We start from the raw sequence: 18,394 nt of genomic DNA on the forward strand, positions 1-18,394 counted from the left end.
GCGGACGGGGTGCGGGCGTGTACGGCGTGCACGCCCGACGTGCAGCCGGGCTTCGTCGACGGCTAGGACGCGCACCGCGGCTTCCGGGCGGCCGCCCTCTTCGCCCCGGTCTTCTTCGTTGGCTCCTTCTTCGCGGTCCGCTTCGGCATCTCGTGGACGTCGGCGTGCTCTTAGCGGTCCGTTCGGGCCTTTGCCACGGACTCGTTCAGCGCGGCCATGAGGTCGACGATCTGCCCCTGCGGCTCAGCCGGCTCCGGCACGGCGGTCGGCTCACGGGTCTCGCGCTTGGCGACGATAATGTCGGAGAGGGCGGCCGTGTACTCGTCGCGGAAGCCGGTCAGATTGTCGGCGGTCATGGTGTCCATGAGGGCGAGGGCGCCGTCGATCTCCTGCTCCGACACCTCCACCGGGACGGGGAGCAGGGAGGACGGGTCGCGGATTTCGTCGGGCCAGCGTTCGCCGCTCGTCGACGGCACGCCAAGGGGTGACCGCCCGTCAGCCGGTACGTGTCACTCGGCCGCGGCGACACCGGCGCCGATGCCGATGAACAGCCACCCCGTCGCCCGTTCCCACCGGCGGCGGAACGCCGGACGGTTCAGCCGGGCCAGCAGCGGCGCGGCGACCCGCACCAGCACCAGCCAGTAGAGGACACCGATCGCGATGTCGAGGGCGCCGAGGAGGAAGATCTGCTCGGTGGGCGAGCCGTCGTGGCGGATGAACTGCGGCAGGACACTGAGGAAGAACAGCGCGGCCTTGGGGTTGAGCACGTTGGTCAGGAAGCCCTGGAGGAAACTGCCGCGGCGGCTGTGCGCGCCGGCCGCCGGGACGTCCTGGTCCGCGCGGGGCCGCCCGTCGCCCCGCGCCTCCCGGCCGCCGGTGCCGCGCCGGGCGTCCAGCAGGACGCGTACGCCCAGGTACATCAGGTAGGCGGCGCCCGCCAGCCTGATCGCGGTGAAGGCGTACGCCGACCCGGCGGCGATCAGTGACAGGCCCAGCGCCGCGGCGGCCATGTGCACGCACAACCCGCTCTGGGCACCCAGCGCGGCCGCCCGGCCCAGCGCGGGCCGCCGCGCGGCCGCCCGGACGATGACGAGGAGGTCCGGCCCGGGAACGGCGTAGGCCAGCAGCACCACACCGAGGAACCCCACGAGATCGACCGGCATCGGCCCGCTCCGTTCCGCGCGCCCGGCGGTCGGACACGCAACCCGCGGGTTCCACCCCCGCCCCGCCTCATGCCCCCGGCCGCGCCCCGGACCCGCCGACCCGGTGACCGGCGACCATGACAGGCCCTAGCGTGGGCCCTCCGAGCGACCGACCGCAGGGGGAGACGTGTCCGAGGATGACCGCATCGAACTGGCCGACGCCGTGGAAGCGGTACGCAACGAACTGATCACCGCGGCGGCCCGCGCCTCCGGCCAGGACGTGGCCTTCGAGGTCGGGGACATCCAACTGGAGTTCGGCGTCGAACTCCGCAAGGAGCTCAAGGGCGGCCTCAAGGTCAAGGCGTGGGTGGTGGAGGCCGGCGTGGACGGCGGCGGCGGGACGGTCAGCACCCACCGGGTCGCCGTCACGCTGAAGGCGGTCGACGCCCGTACCGGCGGGCCCTGGCGGGTACGGAACGCCGACCGGGGGAGCGTGGGCCGCTTCGGCCAGGACAGCGACGCCCCGTGATCGGCGGCAAGGCACTCGACCGCGTGGTCGTGGTGCTCGGCGCGGGGCAGGGCAGCGGGGTGCTGCTGGACCGGCGGCACGTCCTGACGGCACGGCATGTGGTCGAGCGGGGACCGGTCCGGGCGATCCACCCCTCGGAGCGGACCCCGGTCGCCTGCACCGTCCACTGGGAGAGCGAAGACGTCGACATGGCGTTGCTGCGCGCCGACCGGCCCCTCGTCGGCGCCGCCCGCGCCGCCCCCATGGGAGAACTCAGGGTGGGCAGGGTCGCCACGGCGGAACCCCTGCCGCACTGTCAGATCGTCGGCTTCCCCGGCATCCAGCGCTACGGCGAGGAGGGCGAGGACCTGGAGTACGACCAGTACCGCGTGAGCGTGCTGCCGATGGCCGGCCGGATGCGGAAGGTCCTCGTCTGCGAACTCGACCGGCCCGCCGCCGACGAGGCCGGCCGGCCCGGCTCACCCCTCCAGGGCCTCTCCGGGGCGCCCGTCTTCGCCGGGGCGGTCCTGCTGGGGATCGTGACCGGGATTCCGCGCGACCGGCTGCACCTCAGGGTGGAGGCGACGCCCTTCGAGGCACTGGTGAAGGCGACGGCGGACGCGAGCACGCGCGTCTACGCGAAGATCGAGAACGTCGTCGACACCCACCCCCGGGACGAGCGGTTCGAGGACCGCTACGCCGCCGACCTCAGCTCGCGGTACCGCAAGACGGAGATCTTCGGCATCGACGAGCTGGGCAGGGGCGACACCCGCTGGGACCTCGACACCGCCTACCTCAGCCTGGAGGCGGAACCCGCGTACCGCAGCGACGACCACCGCGACGAGCGGCTGGAACCCGGGGTCCGGGCGCAGCGCGTCGACACCCTGCTCACCGAGCGGCCCCGGGTACTGCTGCGCGGCGCGGCGGGGGCGGGGAAGACGACCCTCGTGTGGTGGCTCGCGGCCCACGCGGCCAACGCGACCCTGAACGAGCACCTCGCCACGCTGAACGGGCTGATCCCCTTCGTCGTCCCGCTGCGGGAGGTGCACGCGCGCGGGGGACGTTTCCCCGCCCTGTCCGACCTGCTGACCGCCGGGCGGGTGCTCACCGACAGCGCACCGTCCGGCTGGGTCGGGCGGGTCCTGGAGGCGGGCCGCGGCCTGCTGCTCGTGGACGGCCTGGACGAAGTACCGGAAGGCGAACGCGAGGAGGCCCGCCGCTGGCTGGCGGCCCTGCTGGACCGCTATCCCCTCACCCGCTGCCTCGCCACCGTCCGGCCCGACGCGGTGGAGAAGGACTGGCTGACGCAGGACGGCTTCACCGAACTGACGCTGCTGCCGATGAGCGACGACGACATCGGCGCCTTCGTCAGGGCCTGGCACGGTGCCGCGCGCCTGGAGTGCGAGCACGTCTTCGCCGGTGGGCGGCTGGCCGGCGAACAGGAGCTGCTGCACACCCTGGAGGAGGGGCTGCTGCACCAGTTGCACGAGAACGACGCGCTGCGCGCGCTGGCCCGCACTCCGCTGCTCTGCGCCGTCATCTGCGCCCTGCACCGGCGTCGCCGGGGCCTGCTGCCCACCACCCGGTGGTCGCTCTACCGGGCCGCCCTCGCCATGCTCCTCGGCGGCCGGGACGCCGGACGCGGGGTCCGCGACACCGACGACCTGACGCTCGACTCCGAGGAGCAGCACGCGCTGCTCCAGCGGATGGCCATCTGGCTGGTGCGTACCGGACAGCAGCAGATGACCCACGTCGTGGCCGCCCAGCAGTTGGCGCTGGCCATGCGGGACATGCCCCGCATCCGTTCGCAGGCCACTCCCGAACGCGTACTGCGCTTCCTGCTGGAGCGCAGCGGTCTGCTCCAGGAACGTACGGACGATGCGATCCAGTTCATCCACCGGACCTTCCAGGAGTTCCTGGCCGCCAAGGAGTTCCACGAGAGCGGCTACGTCCTCGAACTGCTGGACCGGGCGGAGAAGGAGGAGTGGCAGGACGTGATCGTCCTGGCCGTCGGCCACGCGACGCGCAGGGACGCCCACCAGCTCATCGAGGGCCTGGTCGAACGGGGAGAGGCGGCCGAGGGCAGGGGGCGGCGCCGGCACCTCCTCACCCTGGCCGCCCGCTGTGTGACCAGCTTGCTCTCCGTGGACGCCACGCTGTCGGACCGGGTCCGCGAGTGCCTGCGGGAGCTGCTGCCCCCGATGAATTCCAAAGAGGCGACGGACGTGTCCGGACTGGGCGACTGGGTGGTGGACCTGCTGCCCACGCCGGACCCGTCGGACGAACTGGCCGCGCGCCTGACCGTGAACGCGCTCGGGCTCATCCGCAGCCCCCTGGCCCGCGCGGCGCTCAAGGCGTTCGCGTCCCATCCGGACGCGGCGGCCCGGCAAGGCGTCGTCTACGCCTGGGACTTCCACCCGGTCGAGGCGTTCGCCCGTGAGGTGCTGGCCGGCGTGGACGTGGCGTCGCTCCAAGTGGACTCGGTGGCCAAGCTGCGGTGTCTGCCGCTCCTCGGCTCGGTGCGGGACATCCACCTGTCGGCACCGGCCTCGGCGGCGGAGCTGAACGCCTGCCTGCCCACGGCGGGCACGAGGTTGCTGGCACTGACCGCCGGCCGCGAGCTGGAGAACCTCGGCTTCCTGCGGCTCCAGGCGGACCTGCGACGACTGGTGCTGGGACCCGAGGCGGCCGCGCTGGACCTCTCGGTACTGTCCGCTCTCGCGCTCTCCTCCCTCACCCTGCACCTCGGAGAGGCGCCGGGGACGCGGCTGGCGGTCCTCCCCGAGCTGGTGAGCCTGCGCACGCTGGCCCTGTCGGGCGAACCGGAAGGCGGCTGGGCGAGGCTCACGGCGCTTCCCGGGGTGCGCGAGCTGACGATGACCACGCGCGGTCCCGGCTGGCTGGCCGCGCTGTCGGGCTGGACGGATCTTGAGTCGCTGTCGGTGTACGGCGGTGGCCGTTACGTCGCGGACACCCTGAAGGCCGTCGGCGCCATGCCGTCGGTCACGGAGCTGTCCCTCCAGGTGCCCTCGCTCTCCGACCTGCGCGTTCCCGTGCCTCTTCGGCATGTCCGGAGCCTGCGGCTGGTCGGGGTGGAGGACCCGGCCGGGACGGCCGGCCTGCGCCGGACCTTCCCGGCGTTGCGCGAGTTCTTCCTGGAGTCGCACCCGGGCGGCAGGTCACCGGAGACCGTGGACCTGAGACCCCTCCTGGACCTGCCGGACCTGGAGGTGGAGCTGCGGGGATTCACCCGGGAGCGCCTGACCGTCCTGGGCGCCCAGGAACTGGGGGCCAGGCTCTCCGACGGGCTGCTGTCCTGACCGCTGCCGACCCGGGCGTCCTCAGCCCTGGTCGATCCCCAGGGTGAGGCTGCCGGTGTAGCCGGCCGTGGTCGAGCCGGTCGCCGTCATGAGGCCCGCGGCGGCGCCTCCGTTGCCGTAGATGCCGTCCCGCTGGAGGGTGGTGCGCGGCACCGTGTTGGCCGAGTACGGCGCGACCCGGGCGACCGCGGTGGTGAGGGACTCGGCGAAGAAGAGCTGCCCGGTGTGGAGTTCCTCGCCGCCGGTGAAGGAGCCGTCCGGGGTCAGGGTGACGTCGGTGTGCACCTTGACGTGGAGGTGCACGCACCGGCCCCGGTACCAGCCCGGGTAGATCGTCGTGATCCGGGCGATACCGTCGGCGCCGGTCAGCACGCCGCCGCGCAGGAAGGTGCCGTTGTCGGGCTCCTCGTGACCGTTGTTGCCGACGAAGCCGGAGTACTCGCCGAGCGCGTCGCAGTGCCACAGCTCCACGAGCGCCCCGTCCAGCGGGGCGCAGGTGGCGTCGTCCACGACGGTGAGGACCAGCGCCAGCGGGATGCCCGGCTTGTCCTCGGTGAGGTCGGGGCGGACCAGCGCCCCGTCGAGGTAGTACGGGCCTTCCGTCAGCTCCTTGGTGAGGGTGCAGACCGCCGCGGCGGCGACGGGGGAGATCCGGGGCGCCTCCTTGCCGGCGACCACCTCGGACGCGGCGGCGGCGCCCACGGTGAGCGCGGCGGCCGTGGCGCCGGTACCGAGCAGGACGGTACGGCGCCGGATGTGGGGGGTGTGGGGGGTTCCATTGTCTGTCATGAACACGGCACCGTAGGGGCCTTTGCTGGCAGTCCGCTGTGAGTTGGGCAAAGTACCGGACTGTCAAGCTCCGGACCGGTCAGAGCCCCGGACCGAGGCGGTGCGCGGCGGCGGGTGCCGTGCGGGCGCGTTCACTGACCCGTGATGTGCTGATCCCCGCCCGCCATGTAGACCCGGGAGTTGTCCCGTGCCTCGACGCGCATGACGACCGACCGGACGCGGCGCTCCTCGTGCTCCGGCAGGGCCGGCGCGAGGTGTTCGTCGAGCAGCCGGCGCACTTCGCCGGCCAGCGCCGGGTCCTCGGCCACAAGGGCGTGCAGCCGCAGCCGCCAGGCGCCCGTCAGCGCCTCCTCGGTGTCCGTGTCACCGCTGGTCCTCGCCGCGACCACCTGGGCGCGCAGGTCGTCGAGATCGGCTCCCACGGCGTCGGCGTGCCCCGGCCGGGCGCGGCGCCACAGCTCCATCGTCGCGCTCCGTACCTGCTGCCAGACGTCCGTGGCCATGGCGCCCACGAGCGCGGTTCCCGCCGCCAGCGCGATCGGATCCACCGTGCGCCCCCCCGTCGGACGATGGTTCAGGACATGGAGATGTCACTGACTGCCCCTCACTGTAGATCCCGTCCGCCCGACGGCGCCGGGGCCGCGACCACTTCGTGATCCGGGCGGCGGCGGTCAGGCCGGCGGTTCGCTCAGTTCGATGGAGCGGAGCGCGGCCGCCAGGGCCCGTTCGTCGCCGATGTCGAGGGCCGTGTCGGTCAGTTTGATGACGTGTTCGTCGCCGTGGGCCAGGGCCCGCTCGAAGACCTCTTCCGGGGTGAAGGCGCCCGGTGCGGTGTACGCGACCGGGGTGTCGGGCGCGTACATCGCGGTCACCGCCGCGGCTGCCGTCCAGGCGGCCTCCAGGCTCGGTACCCACAGGGCGGGCGGGAGCGCGGGCAGGGTCCGCAGCACGGCGTTGGGGGCGGTGGCCGCGTGGACCAGCATCGTCGCCTCGCCGTGGCCGTGGGTGGCGTACCGGTGGGTGGCCGCCCGCACCAGTTCGCGCAGCCGGACGCGTGCCTCGTCCGGGCCGGCGGGCGCGGGCGACCACACCGGCAGGCCCGTGACCCGGCCGAGCCGGGCGGTGAAGCCGCCGTCCCGTTCCGCGAGGGGCGGCACCGCGTCGAGGGCCGCGGCGGCGCGGCCGGCGCCGGGCAGCGGGGCGATGCCCGCCACGACGTGATGGCGGGCGGCCCAGTAGCCGAGACCGTGCGCCAGCTCGACCAGACGCGGTCCGGTCTCCTCGCCGGCCAAGAGCGTGCGGACGGAGTGGCCCACCCGGATCACCGGGTGCGTCGAGCCGCCGTACATGCCCGGCAGCAGCCGGGGCCACCACTCGGCCAGCACCTCCCGCCAGGGACGCCCGGCGATCTCGCGGCCGAAGTGGTCGATCCAGTCGGCGGCGCGGCGGGCGTCGCCGAGGGCCGAGCGCCAGTTGCCGTCCGTGACCGGCTCCACGCCGGCCGGGAACTCCTCCAGCTTGGCTGCGTACCGGTCGAGCCACCGGTGCACCGAGCCCGCCCGCCCGTGCGCGGCCAGAGCCTCGACGGCCATCGGCGCGTGATTGCTGAGCCGCCCGAGCCTCTCCGGCCCTGAACCGTGCAGCCGCTGGAGCGCCTCGTCGAGAATGCCGGTCGTATCCATGCCGAGGACGGTAGGCGCGGCGTGGGGAGCGGCGTAACGGGCTTGCGGCTTCGGGCTTGCGGCTTCGGGCTTGCGGCGTAGGGCCTGTCGTTGGGATCACGCCGCAGACGCGGGGTCCGGCACGCACTCAGCCCCGTGCGGAAGGACCGTCCGCGCCGAAATCGACGTGAGGTGTTGACGCGCAAGGGGTTCGATTCTACGTTCCGGTTCCGTGCCCGTCCGGTCTGGCGATCGTCGTTCGAGATACGGAACAGGAGCGAACCCCCCATGAGCCGCACCCGCACCCGCAGCCACCCCCGCCGCACCCGCGACCACACCCCACCCCGCCTCCGCACGCGGACCCGCCCCCGCCCCCGCAGCCGGATGCGGACCGCGCTGCTCGCCGTCCCCGCCGCCGCCGTCCTCGCCCTGCTGCCCGGCACCGCGTCCGCGTACCCGAACCCCGGCCGCGTCACCGGCTCGGTCGTCACCCACGACCCGTCGATGATCCGCACCGCGTCGGGGCAGTACCTGCTCTACGCCACCGGCGGCGGCATCTCCCACAAGACGTCCGCCGACCGCACCGCGTTCAGCGCGGGCGCCGACGCCTTCTCCGCCCGCCCGAGCTGGTGGTCGCGGTACTCCTCGGTCCCGGAGGCGTGGGCGCCCGACATCTCGTACCGGGGCGGCAAGTACCTGATGTACTACTCGGTCTCGTCGTTCGGCTCCAACACCTCCGCCATCGGACTGGCGGGCTCGGCCACCGGCCTGCCGGGAAGCTGGAGCGACTACGGGACCGTCTACACCTCCGGCTCCGGGTCCGACTACAACGCCATCGACCCGAACCTCTTCGTCGACGACGACGGCAAGTGGTGGCTCTCCTTCGGGAGCTGGTGGACCGGGATCAAGATGATCCAGCTCGACCCGGCCACCGGCAAGCAGCTCACCGGCAACACCACGCGGTACTCGCTCGCCTCCCGCCCCACCGGGACCAAGGCCGTCGAGGCCCCGTACCTCGTCAAGCGGAACGGGTACTACTACCTCTTCGCCTCGTACGACACCTGCTGCGCCGGCACCGGCTCCACGTACAAGGTGAAGGTCGGCCGGGCCACCGCCGTCACCGGGCCCTACCGCGACCGTAACGGCGTGGCGATGACGAACAACGGCGGCACCCCCGTCCTCGAATCGCACGGCGCCGTCATCGGCCCCGGCGGACAGTCGGTCATGAAGGACGCCGACGGCGACCTGATCGTCTACCACTACTACGACGGCAACGACAACGGCACCCCGAAACTCGGCATCAACCTCCTGGACTGGAGCAGCGGATGGCCCGTCGCCTACTGACCCTGCTGGCGGCGCTGCTCCTGGCCCTCTCGCTCGGCCAGTCCGCCGCGAGCGCCGCCTCCTTCGCCAACCCCGTCAAGTCCGTCAAGGGCGCCGACCCCTGGATCTCGTACCACGACGGCAACTACTACCTGGTGACGACGAGCTGGACCGACGTCATCACCGTCCGCAAGGCGCCGACCCTGGCCGGTCTCGCCACCGCGCCCGGCGTGCAGGTGTGGAAGGGCGACGCCGCCTCCCGCTGCTGCAACATCTGGGCGCCCGAACTGCACTACCTCGACGGCCGCTGGTACCTGTACTACGTCGCCGGGCAGAACGTCTCCGACTACAACCCGACCCAGCGCAGCCACGTCCTGCAGAGCGCCGGGTCGGACCCGATGGGGCCGTACACCTACCGGGGGCAGCTCAACTCGTCCTGGATGCTGGACCCGACGGTCGCCACCATCGGCGGCCGGCTCTACGCCTTCGGCAGCGTGAACGGCGGGACGCAGAACATCGTCGCCGCCCGCATGTCCAACCCGTACACGGTCAGTTCCTCCTTCACCACCGTCTCGACGCCGACGTACGGCTGGGAACGCGTGGGCGGCACGGTGAACGAGGGGCCGGAGATACTGCAGCGCGGCGGGCGGACCTTCCTGGTCTACTCCGCCAGCGGCTGCTGGACGCCCGACTACAAGCTGGGGCAACTGGAGCTGACCGGCACCGACCCGGCCGCGGCCGCCTCCTGGACGAAGAAGTCCACGCCCGTCTTCCAGCGCAGTGACGGCAACGGGGTCTACGGGCCCGGCCACAACGGCTTCTTCAGCTCGCCGGACGGGACCGAGAGCTGGATCGTCTACCACGCCAACGACGCGGCCTCGGAGGGCTGTGACAACGGGCGGACCACCCGGGCGCAGAAGTTCACCTGGAACTCCGACGGCACGCCGAACCTCGGGACGCCGGTCCGGCTCGGGGCGAGCGCGGCGGGTCCGTCGGGCGAGCCGTCCGCCGTCGCGGCCACCTACACCCTCACCAACCGCAACAGCGGCAAGTGCCTGGAGGTGACCGGGGCCTCGACGGCCGACGGGGCGAACGTGGCGCAGTACACCTGCGACGGGGGCGCCCATCAGCGGTGGCGGTTGCAGGATCTGGGCGACGACACCCACCGGCTGCTGAACGTGGCCACCGGCAAGGCGCTGGACACCGCCGACTGCTCCAGCGCGGACGGCGCCGACCTGCGCCAGTGGTCGTGGCTGGACAACACCTGCCAGCGGTTCCGGTTCCTCGCCACCGACGCCGGGCACGTCCGGATCGTCAACCAGGCCACCGGCAAGGTCGCCGACGTCGCCGACTGCTCGACCGCGGACTCCGCCGACGTACGGCAGTGGACGTGGCTGAACAACGCCTGCCAGCAGTGGCGGCTGAACCCGGTCTGATCCGCTCCGACCGGGCCGGGTCCCCCGTCAGCCCGTCAGCCCGTCAGCCCGTCAGCCTGTCAGCCCGTCCGGTCAGCCCGTCAGCCCGTCCGGCCCATGCCCGCCGCGTCGGGCCAGGCGGGCGGCCCCGGCCAGCCCGTCGCCGGGGCCGCCTCCAGACCGTCGGTGCCCCGGACCTGCGCGGCGGTGAGGCCACCGCGGGCCGGGACGCCGGGCGGGGTGGGGCCGGTGGGCGCGCGGGGCGCGGCCGGTATCGGCGGCGCCGGGAACCGGGCGGCCGGGAACCGGTCCGGCGGCGCGGCGAGCGGGAGCGGCACGCCGGTGCCGGTGCCGGCCTCCGGTCCGGCGGTGATCACCGGGTGGCCCGACCCGTTGGTCCGGCCCACCAGGCGGTCGACGGCCGCCGTGCCCGAGCTGTAGCCGGTCTCCGGTCCGGCCCCGCTCCAGGCCCCGGCCCCGGCGGCCCCCTCGGGTACGGCGGCGCCTGCCCTGGCCCCGTAGAGCACCTGGTCCAGGCCGGACACCAGGCGGTGCACGTCGGCCTGGGGGCGCACCACGAGCCGCAGGAAGCGGCTGGAGGAACCGATCTTGTTGCCGCACTCGCGGACCAGGACCCGGTGCTCGGTGAGCAGCCGGTCCCGTACCACCGTGCCCTCGGCGCCCACCGGCAGCCGCACGAAGAGGAAGTTGCCCTGGGAGGGGTAGACCGTGAGGCCGGGCAGGGCGGAGAGGCGGCTCGCCATCTCCAGGCGGTCGCGGCGCACCTGCGACAGGCTCCGCGCGTACTCGGCGCCGTGCCCCCTGAGCATGAACACCACGTGCTCGGCGAACGAGTTGAGATTCCACTTGGGCAGCATCGAACGGACCCGGCCGGCCAGCGCCGGGTTGGCGACCAGATAGCCGAACCGGATGCCGTGCAGGCCGAAGTTCTTGCCGAGGCTGCGCAGCACGACCACGTTGGGGCGGAGCATCGCCTCCTGGACCACGCTCGGTTCGGCCTCGGCGTCCGCGAACTCCAGGAACGACTCGTCGACGACGATCAGGTCCAGGTCGGCCAGCGCGTCCAGGAACTGGACCAGCGCGTGCTTGTGCTGGAACCCGCCGTCGGGGTTGTTCGGGTTGCAGACGACGGCGACCCGGGTGCCCCGGGCCCGGATGAAGTCGGCGTACCGCGCGAGGTCGAGGACGAAGCCGCTGGACTCCTGGAGCGGGAACATGTCGACCCGCTTGCCGGTCTCCAGCGGCTGGTCGGTCCAGCGGCCGAAGGTCGGCACCGGGACGGCGAGGGACTCGCGGACCAGCAGGTGGTCGATCCAGGTGATCAGTTCGGTGGAGCCGTTGCCCATCGCCACACAGCTCGGCGGCAGCCCCAGCAGGCCGCACAGCTCGGCGGTGATGGTGTCCGCGCCGCTCGGGTAGTACGTGATGATCTCCCGCAGCCGGCCCGCCAGCTCCTCGAACATCGCCGGGGTGGGGAAGTACGGGTTGCAGGGGATGCAGAAGTCCACCGGCCCCGCTCCGTCGCTCGCCCGCGCCAGCGCCGCCATCGACGGGCTGTGCGCCGCGGTGGAGCGGAACAGCGAGGTGACGTCGCCGGCCAAGGTGACCTCCGTAGCAGAGACGGCCCGCGCGGGGGGAGCGCGGGCCGCCCATGAGTACGGACCGGCGTGCGCCGCCGTTCACCTCAGGTGAGGGAAGTGTGACGACCGGGGCGCGCGAGGGGCTCGCCCGAGGGGTTCGCCCGAGGGGCTGTCAGGAGTCGAACGAGTGGATCGTCGTCGTCCGGTAGGTCTGTCCCGGCCGCAGCACCGTCGACGGGAACGACGGCTGGTTCGGTGAGTCCGGGAAGTGCTGCGTCTCCAGGCAGAGGGCGTCGCCCTGCCGGTAGCCGGAGCCGCCGGTGCCGGTGAGCGTGCCGTCGAGGAAGTTGCCGGAGTAGAACTGCAGGCCCGGCTGGTCGGTGGCGATGCGCAGGGTGCGCCCGGAGGAGCCGTCGCGCAGGGTGGCGATGTGCTCGGGGCGGGCGGTGCTGCCCTTGTCCAGCACCCAGTTGTGGTCGAAGCCCTTGGCGAGGACGAGCTGCGGGTGCCCGTCCCGGAGGTCCCGGCCGATGGGCTTGGCCCGCCGGAAGTCGAAGGCGGTGCCCGAGACCTTCGCCAGCTCCCCGGTGGGGATGAGACCGGCGTCGGTGGGCGTGTAGCGGGAGGCGGCGATCGACAGCTCGTGGTCCTCGATCGTGCCGCTGCCCTCGCCGGCCAGGTTCCAGTAGACGTGGCTGGTGAGGTTGACGACGGTCGCCTTGTCGGTGCCGGCCTCGTAGTCGACGCGCCAGTCACCGGCCCGGGTGAGGGTGTACGTCACCTTCGACTTGAGCGTGCCGGGGTAGCCCATCTCGCCGTCGACGCTCGTGTAGTACAGGCGCAGGCCGACGTCGGAGCCCTCGGTGAACGGCTCGACGTCCCAGACCCGGTAGTCGAAGCCGAGCGCGCCACCGTGCAGGGAGTTCTCGCCGTCGTTGACGGAGAGCTGGTACTGCCTGCCGTCCAGGGTGAAGCGGCCCTTGGCGATGCGGTTGCCGTACCGGCCGATCAGGGCGCCGAAGTGCGGGCTGCGGGCGACGTAGTCGGCGAGGTTGTCGAAGCCCAGGGAGACGTTCGCGTACCGGCCGCGCCGGTCCGGTGTCTCCAGCGACTGCACGACGCCGCCGTAGGAGAGGACCTTCAGCCGGGTGCCGCCGTTCGCCAGCGACCAGCGGTGCACCTTTGTGCCGTCGGCGAGGGTGCCGAAGAGTTCCCTCACCGGCCCGCGTCCTGCCGTGGCGTGCGCGGTGCCCCCGACGGCGGTGGCGGCGGCCCCCGCCGCGGCGGCGCCCGCGATGACCGTGCGTCTGCTCAGTTCCATGTGTGCGGCTCCTGTACTTCCGGGAAAGAAGCGGGCCCCCGCCGAGAACGGCGGGGGCCCGAGCTGGACTACGAACCGACCTTGCGCTTGTTCCACACGTCGAAGCCGACCGCCGCCAGCAGCACCAGGCCCTTGATGACCTGCTGCCAGTCGGTGCCGATGCCGACGAGGTTCATACCGTTGTTCAGCACGCCCAGGACCAGGCCGCCGATGATCGCGCCGAGGACCGTGCCGACGCCGCCGCTCATCGACGCGCCGCCGATGAACGAGGCGGCGATGGCCTCCAGCTCGAAGTTGAGTCCGGCCTTGGGCGAGGCCGCGTTGAAGCGGGCGGCGAAGACCAGACCCGCCAGGGCCGCGAGCATGCCCATGTTCACGAAGACCAGGAAGGTGACCTTCTTGTCCCGCACCCCCGACAGCTTGGCCGCGGGCAGGTTGCCGCCGATGGCGTAGATGTGGCGGCCGATGATCGCGTTGCGCATGACGTAACCGAAGCCGACCAGCAGCACGCCGAGGACCAGCAGCACGATCGGGGCGCCCTTGTAGCTGGCCAGCAGCATCGTGACCACCAGGACGGCGGCGGCCAGCGCGACCAGCTTCAGCGCGAACAGCTTGGCCGGCAGCACCTCAAGGGCGAACTCCTGCTGCCGCTTGCGGTCCCGCAGCTCCTGAAGCACGACGAACGCGATCAGCGCGATACCCAGCAACAACGTCAGATTGTGGTAGTTCGTGTTCGGACCGACCTCGGGCATGAAGCCGTTGGCGACCTTCTGCAGGCCCTCGGGGAACGGGCCGAGGGTCTGGCCCTCCAGGAAGATCTCGGTGAGCCCGCGGAAGATCAGCATGCCCGCGAGGGTCACGATGAACGACGGTATGCCGCCGTAGGCGATGAAGAAGCCCTGGACGGCTCCCGCGATCGCGCCCATCGCCAGGCAGAGCACCAGCGCCACCGGCCAGGGCAGATCGTGTTTCACCATGAACACGGCCGCCATCGAGCCGATGAACGCGGTCAGCGAGCCCACCGACAGGTCGATGTGACCCGCGATGATCACCAGCATCATGCCGATCGCGAGGATCAGGATGTAGCTGTTCTGCAGCACCAGGTTGGAGACGTTGCGCGGCAGCAGCAGGTCGCCGCCGGTCCAGATCGCGAACAGCACCACGATCAGACCGAGGGCGAACAGCATGCCGTACTGCCGCATGTTGCGGCGCATGCCGTCCAGCATCAGGGGGAGCAGGCCGTCGCCGCCGGCCGCCCCGCCCTTCCCGGCCGGCGCCGGGGACGGCGTCTTGGCGGTCACATCCGTGCTCATCGGGTTACCTCTTTGTCCTTCGTCATCTGACGCATCAGCGATTCCTGCGAGGCCTCGGCCCGCGAGAACTCACCGGTCAGCCGCCCCGCGGCCATCGTGTAGATGCGGTCGCACATGCCGAGCAGTTCGGGCAGCTCGGAGGAGATGAAGACGACCGCCTTGCCCTCGGCGGCCAGTTGGTCGATGACCGTGTAGATCTCGTACTTGGCGCCGACGTCGATCCCGCGCGTCGGCTCGTCCAGGATCAGCACCTCGGGACCCGCGAAGATCCACTTGCTGAGGACGACCTTCTGCTGGTTGCCGCCGGAGAGCTTGCCGACCGGCTCGAAGACGGTCGGCGCCTTGATGTTCATCGACTTGCGGAAGCCCTCGGCGACCTGCCGCTCACCGTGCTCGTCCACCACCCCGCGCCTGGCCACCTTGCCCAGGGCACTGAGCGAGATGTTGCGGTTGATGGTGTCGATGAGGTTCAGGCCGTAGTGCTTGCGGTCCTCGGTGACGTACGCGATCCCGTGCTTGACCGCCTCCGGGACGGACTTGGTACGGATCTCCTCGCCGTCCTTGAGGACCGAACCGGCGGTGTAGCGGCCGTAGGTGCGGCCGAAGACGCTCATCGCCAGTTCCGTGCGCCCGGCGCCCATCAGGCCGGCGATCCCGACGATCTCCCCGCGCCGCACCTGGAGCGAGACGTCGTCCACGACCTTGCGCTGCTGGTCGATGGGGTGGTGCACGGTCCAGTTGCGGATCTCCAGGGCCGGTGCCCGGCCCTCCTCCGGCTCGTGCGGGGTGCGCTCCGGGAAGCGGTGCTCCAGGTCGCGGCCGACCATCCCGCTGATGATCCGGTCCTCGGTGGTCTCGGCGGCCCGCACATCCAGCGTCTCGATGGTCCGGCCGTCCCGCAGGATCGTCACCGAGTCGGCGACCTTACGGATCTCGTTCAGCTTGTGGGAGATGATGATCGAGGTGATGCCCTGTTCCTTCAACTGAAGTATCAGGTCGATCAGTTTGCCGCTGTCCTCGTCGTTCAGCGCCGCCGTCGGCTCATCCAGGATGAGCAGCTTCACCTTCTTCGACAACGCCTTGGCGATCTCCACCAACTGCTGCTTGCCCACGCCGATGTCGGCGACGCGGGTCTCGGGGTGCTCGTCCAGACCGACCCGGCGCAGCAGCTCGGAGGCGTGCCTGAGGGTGTCGTTCCAGTTGATGAAGCCCCGGTCGGCGTGCTCGTTGCCGAGGAAGATGTTCTCCGCGAGGGAGAGGTAGGGCACCAGCGCCAGCTCCTGGTGGATGATCACGATGCCCTGCTGCTCACTGGCCCGGATGTCCTTGAACGAGCAGGTCCGCGACTCGAAGAGGATCTCGCCCTCGTACGTGCCGTGCGGGTGGACGCCGGAGAGGACCTTCATCAGGGTCGACTTGCCGGCCCCGTTCTCCCCGCAGATGGCGTGGACCTCGCCCTGGCGGACGGTCAGTGTGACGTCCGACAGTGCCTTGACGCCGGGAAAGGTCTTGACGATCGAGCGCATTTCCAGGACGGGTCCCGCCATGGTCGTGCCTTCCAATCACTAGGTGCAGGCGGTTACTTGAGGTCGCTCGCCTTGAGGTAGCCGGAGTCGATGACGACCTTCTGGTAGTTGGCCTTGTCGACGGCTACCGGGTCCAGCAGGTAGGCGGGCACCACCTTGGCACCGTTGTCGTAGCTCTTCTCGTCGTTGACCTCGGGCTTCTTGTCGTTGAGCAGCGCGTCGACCATGTCCGCGGAGACCTTGGCCAGCTTGCGGGTGTCCTTGTAGACGGTCATCGACTGCTCGTCGGCGATGATCGACTTCACCGAGGCCAGCTCGGCGTCCTGGCCGGTGACGATCGGCAGCGGCTTGCTCTTGGAGCCGTAGTCGTCCGACTTCAGCGCCGAGAGGATGCCGATGGAGATGCCGTCGTACGGCGAGAGCACCGCGTCGACCCGCTCGCTCTTGTACGCCGAGGTCAGGATGTCGTCCATGCGCTTCTGGGCGGTGCCGCCGTCCCAGCGCAGGGTGGTGACCTGGTTGAGTGCCGTCTGCTTGGAGCGGACGACCAGCTTCTTGTCGTCGATGAACGGCTTCAGGACGTTCATCGCGCCCTGGAAGAAGTAACCCGTGTTGTTGTCGTCGTTGGAGCCCGCGAACAGCTCGATGTTGAACGGGCCCTTCTCGCTGCCGTCCTTCAGCCCGAGCTTCTCCAGGATGTAGTTGCCCTGGAGTTCGCCGACCTTCTCGTTGTCGAAGGAGGCGTAGTAGTCGACGTTCTCGGTGCCGAGGATCAGGCGGTCGTAGGAGATCACCGGGATATCGGCGTCCTTGGCCTGCTGCACCACGTTGTTCATCGACTTGTTGTCGATGGCCGCCACGATCAGGGCCTTCACGCCCTGCGTGATCAGGTTCTCGATCTGCGAGACCTGCTGGTCGGGGTCGTCCTCGCCGTACACCAGCGTGGTCTTGTACCCCTTGCCCTCCAGCTCCTTCTTGACGTAGTTGCCGTCGGCGATCCAGCGTTCGGAGGACTTGGTCGGCATCGCGATGCCGATGGTGGCGCCCTTGCTGTCCTCTCCCTTGCCCTCCTCGCTGCCGCCCTCGCCGCTCTGGCCGCAGGCGGTCAGGGTCAGGGCGAGGGAGGCGGCCGAGGCGACGGCGGCGAGTGCGGCTCTGCGGTTGCGCATGGTCATCATCCTTGATGTGTGTGCAGGGCTCGGTCCGGTGGTGCCAAGACGTGGGGGTGGATCGACCGAGAGCAGGTGTGTGGGATTGTGCGCGTCTCTGTCTTCTTTTGAGAAGGGAGTTTCCGGAACGTTATGACGAGATCTCGAACCTGTGCAGTGCGCCGGGCAGTCGGGAGCCGAGCGGGGCCATCTCGCCGTCCGCGCCGTGCCGGGCGAGCAGGTCGAGGGCGAGCCGTCCGCGCCGCACCCGCTCCTTGGCGGTGGCCAGGGTCAGTTCCCGCAGGTGGTGGCCGTACGGGTAGATCCCGGCGGTCTTGGAGAGACCGAACTTCAGGTAGAGCGGGGCGCCGCGCCGGATCAGTTCGGCCACCTCGTACATGCGGACATAGCCGCCGAGATCGTCCGGCGCCTCGATGTACATGTCCATCGGCGCGGCCGAAACCCGTCGTATCTCGGTCAGGTGATCCAAAGTCAGGTCGCTGGGCACGTTGAGGGAGTCGGCGCCGAGCCGCTCGTACACCGCGAACGAGGCCGGGTTGACCGGCCCCACCAGCGCCGACAGTTTCAGGGTGGTGTCCTCGGGCAGGAGGCCGGCCGCCCGCGCCCGGTGCAGCGTCCACAGCACGCCCTCGTCGGCGACGAGCAGGCACTTCACCCCGAGTCCGGTGGCGCGTACGGCGTCCTCGACGCACCCGGCGACCGCGTCGTGGCCGCGGGCCCGCAGGCCCCCGCCGCCGGAGTCGGTCCGGGTGGAGCCGCCGATGTCCCAGGTGCCGCGCGGGCCGGTGAACAGGCAGAGTTCGATGTCCCGCGCGGCGGTGGCCTCGACCATCTCGGTGATCTCGGCGTCGGTGAGCATCCAGACGCCGCTGCCCTGGCTGATCCGGTGGATCGGCACGTCCAGCCGCGAGGACTCCTTCAGGATCACCGCCAGCGCCTCCGGCCCCTCGCAGGAGGGGATCTCGGTGCGCCAGCGGCCGCCGCCGGGGAAGGAGTGCGCCGAGGCGTCGGCGGGATCGAGGGCGGGTGCGGCCAGGCCGAGGGCGGTGAGCGCCTGCTCACCGGGCCGGCGGGCCGCCGGGGCGGAAGCGTCGGTCACAAGCTGTCCTTCGTTGTTCGAGGTGCCGCACGCGGTGCGCGGCGAGGGCGGGCGGCGGAGGGCGGGCGGGCGAGGGCGGGCGGTGCGGGTCGGGTGTACGCCGGTACGGGGGCCGTCAGGTCGCCTCCGTACCGGCGTACGACTGGGGGCTACGACCGGGAGGAGCCGCCCTCGGGCCGCTGGGACCGGTCACCCTGGGGCCGGTCG

General features: G+C 71.4%; 15 protein-coding genes. 4 read left to right on the top strand and 11 right to left on the bottom strand.

From position 1 onward, the window contains the following. Window positions 1-170 precede the first annotated feature (170 nt). The gene (locus ABEB00_RS10650; protein WP_345619036.1) at window positions 171-476 is read right to left on the bottom strand and encodes a hypothetical protein; all 306 of its coding nucleotides are present in this window, start codon (window positions 474-476) and stop codon (window positions 171-173) included. A 33-nt stretch (window positions 477-509) separates the two neighbouring features. Next, a complete protein-coding gene (locus tag ABEB00_RS10655) occupies window positions 510-1,163 on the bottom strand; it encodes a LysE family translocator (RefSeq protein WP_345619037.1) in 654 nt (217 codons plus the stop codon). A gap of 166 nt (window positions 1,164-1,329) precedes the next feature. Between ABEB00_RS10655 and ABEB00_RS10660 the strand changes: the two genes are divergently transcribed. After that, a complete protein-coding gene (locus tag ABEB00_RS10660; protein ID WP_345619038.1) occupies window positions 1,330-1,671 on the top strand; it encodes a trypco2 family protein in 342 nt (113 codons plus the stop codon). Next, window positions 1,668-4,970 (top strand): NACHT domain-containing protein, encoded by a 3,303-nt coding sequence (locus ABEB00_RS10665; RefSeq protein ID WP_345619040.1) that lies wholly within the window; start codon window positions 1,668-1,670, stop codon window positions 4,968-4,970. Before ABEB00_RS10660 ends, ABEB00_RS10665 begins: the two co-directional genes overlap by 4 nt. Window positions 4,971-4,991: 21 nt before the next feature. Here the strand turns inward: ABEB00_RS10665 and ABEB00_RS10670 are convergent, their stop codons facing one another. The 3 genes from ABEB00_RS10670 to ABEB00_RS10680 all read right to left on the bottom strand — a co-directional run bounded on the left by ABEB00_RS10670 (window position 4,992) and on the right by ABEB00_RS10680 (window position 7,441). Then, window positions 4,992-5,759, bottom strand: a complete 768-nt coding sequence (locus ABEB00_RS10670; protein ID WP_345619041.1) for an intradiol ring-cleavage dioxygenase — start codon at window positions 5,757-5,759, stop codon at window positions 4,992-4,994. Window positions 5,760-5,890: 131 nt separating this feature from the next. Next, a complete protein-coding gene (locus tag ABEB00_RS10675; protein ID WP_345619043.1) occupies window positions 5,891-6,307 on the bottom strand; it encodes a hypothetical protein in 417 nt (138 codons plus the stop codon). 123 nt (window positions 6,308-6,430) lie between these two features. Further along, window positions 6,431-7,441 (bottom strand): questin oxidase family protein, encoded by a 1,011-nt coding sequence (locus tag ABEB00_RS10680; RefSeq protein ID WP_345619044.1) that lies wholly within the window; start codon window positions 7,439-7,441, stop codon window positions 6,431-6,433. A gap of 363 nt (window positions 7,442-7,804) precedes the next feature. Between ABEB00_RS10680 and ABEB00_RS10685 the strand changes: the two genes are divergently transcribed. Continuing rightward, window positions 7,805-8,764, top strand: a complete 960-nt coding sequence (locus ABEB00_RS10685) for an arabinan endo-1,5-alpha-L-arabinosidase (protein ID WP_345619146.1) — start codon at window positions 7,805-7,807, stop codon at window positions 8,762-8,764. Then, the gene (locus tag ABEB00_RS10690) at window positions 8,746-10,179 is read left to right on the top strand and encodes a family 43 glycosylhydrolase (protein ID WP_345619045.1); all 1,434 of its coding nucleotides are present in this window, start codon (window positions 8,746-8,748) and stop codon (window positions 10,177-10,179) included. Before ABEB00_RS10685 ends, ABEB00_RS10690 begins: the two co-directional genes overlap by 19 nt. Window positions 10,180-10,259: 80 nt before the next feature. On the opposite strand, the gene ABEB00_RS10695 is transcribed toward ABEB00_RS10690, so the two are convergent. The 6 genes from ABEB00_RS10695 to ABEB00_RS10720 all read right to left on the bottom strand — a co-directional run bounded on the left by ABEB00_RS10695 (window position 10,260) and on the right by ABEB00_RS10720 (window position 18,187). Further along, window positions 10,260-11,780: a pyridoxal phosphate-dependent aminotransferase gene (locus ABEB00_RS10695; RefSeq protein ID WP_345619046.1), complete on the bottom strand. Its 1,521-nt coding sequence runs from the start codon at window positions 11,778-11,780 to the stop codon at window positions 10,260-10,262. 151 nt (window positions 11,781-11,931) lie between these two features. Further along, a complete protein-coding gene (locus ABEB00_RS10700; RefSeq protein WP_345619047.1) occupies window positions 11,932-13,080 on the bottom strand; it encodes an aldose epimerase family protein in 1,149 nt (382 codons plus the stop codon). A gap of 68 nt (window positions 13,081-13,148) precedes the next feature. Beyond that, the gene (gene mmsB / locus ABEB00_RS10705; RefSeq protein ID WP_345619049.1) at window positions 13,149-14,393 is read right to left on the bottom strand and encodes a multiple monosaccharide ABC transporter permease; all 1,245 of its coding nucleotides are present in this window, start codon (window positions 14,391-14,393) and stop codon (window positions 13,149-13,151) included. Then, window positions 14,390-15,940 carry a multiple monosaccharide ABC transporter ATP-binding protein gene (mmsA, locus tag ABEB00_RS10710; protein ID WP_345619051.1) on the bottom strand — a complete coding sequence of 517 codons (1,551 nt, stop codon included), beginning with the start codon at window positions 15,938-15,940 and terminating at the stop codon, window positions 14,390-14,392. Before mmsA ends, mmsB begins: the two co-directional genes overlap by 4 nt. Window positions 15,941-15,972: 32 nt before the next feature. Then, entirely contained in the window at window positions 15,973-17,088 is a 1,116-nt protein-coding gene (gene chvE, locus ABEB00_RS10715; protein WP_425586469.1) for a multiple monosaccharide ABC transporter substrate-binding protein, read from the bottom strand. 130 nt (window positions 17,089-17,218) lie between these two features. After that, on the bottom strand, window positions 17,219-18,187 hold the full coding sequence (locus ABEB00_RS10720) for a hypothetical protein (RefSeq protein WP_345619055.1): 969 nt from the start codon (window positions 18,185-18,187) through the stop codon (window positions 17,219-17,221). Between the last annotated feature and the right edge of the window lie 207 nt (window positions 18,188-18,394).

Origin of the sequence: Streptomyces ziwulingensis, from assembly GCF_039542605.1 — a bacterium.
GTDB lineage: Bacteria > Actinomycetota > Actinomycetes > Streptomycetales > Streptomycetaceae > Streptomyces > Streptomyces ziwulingensis.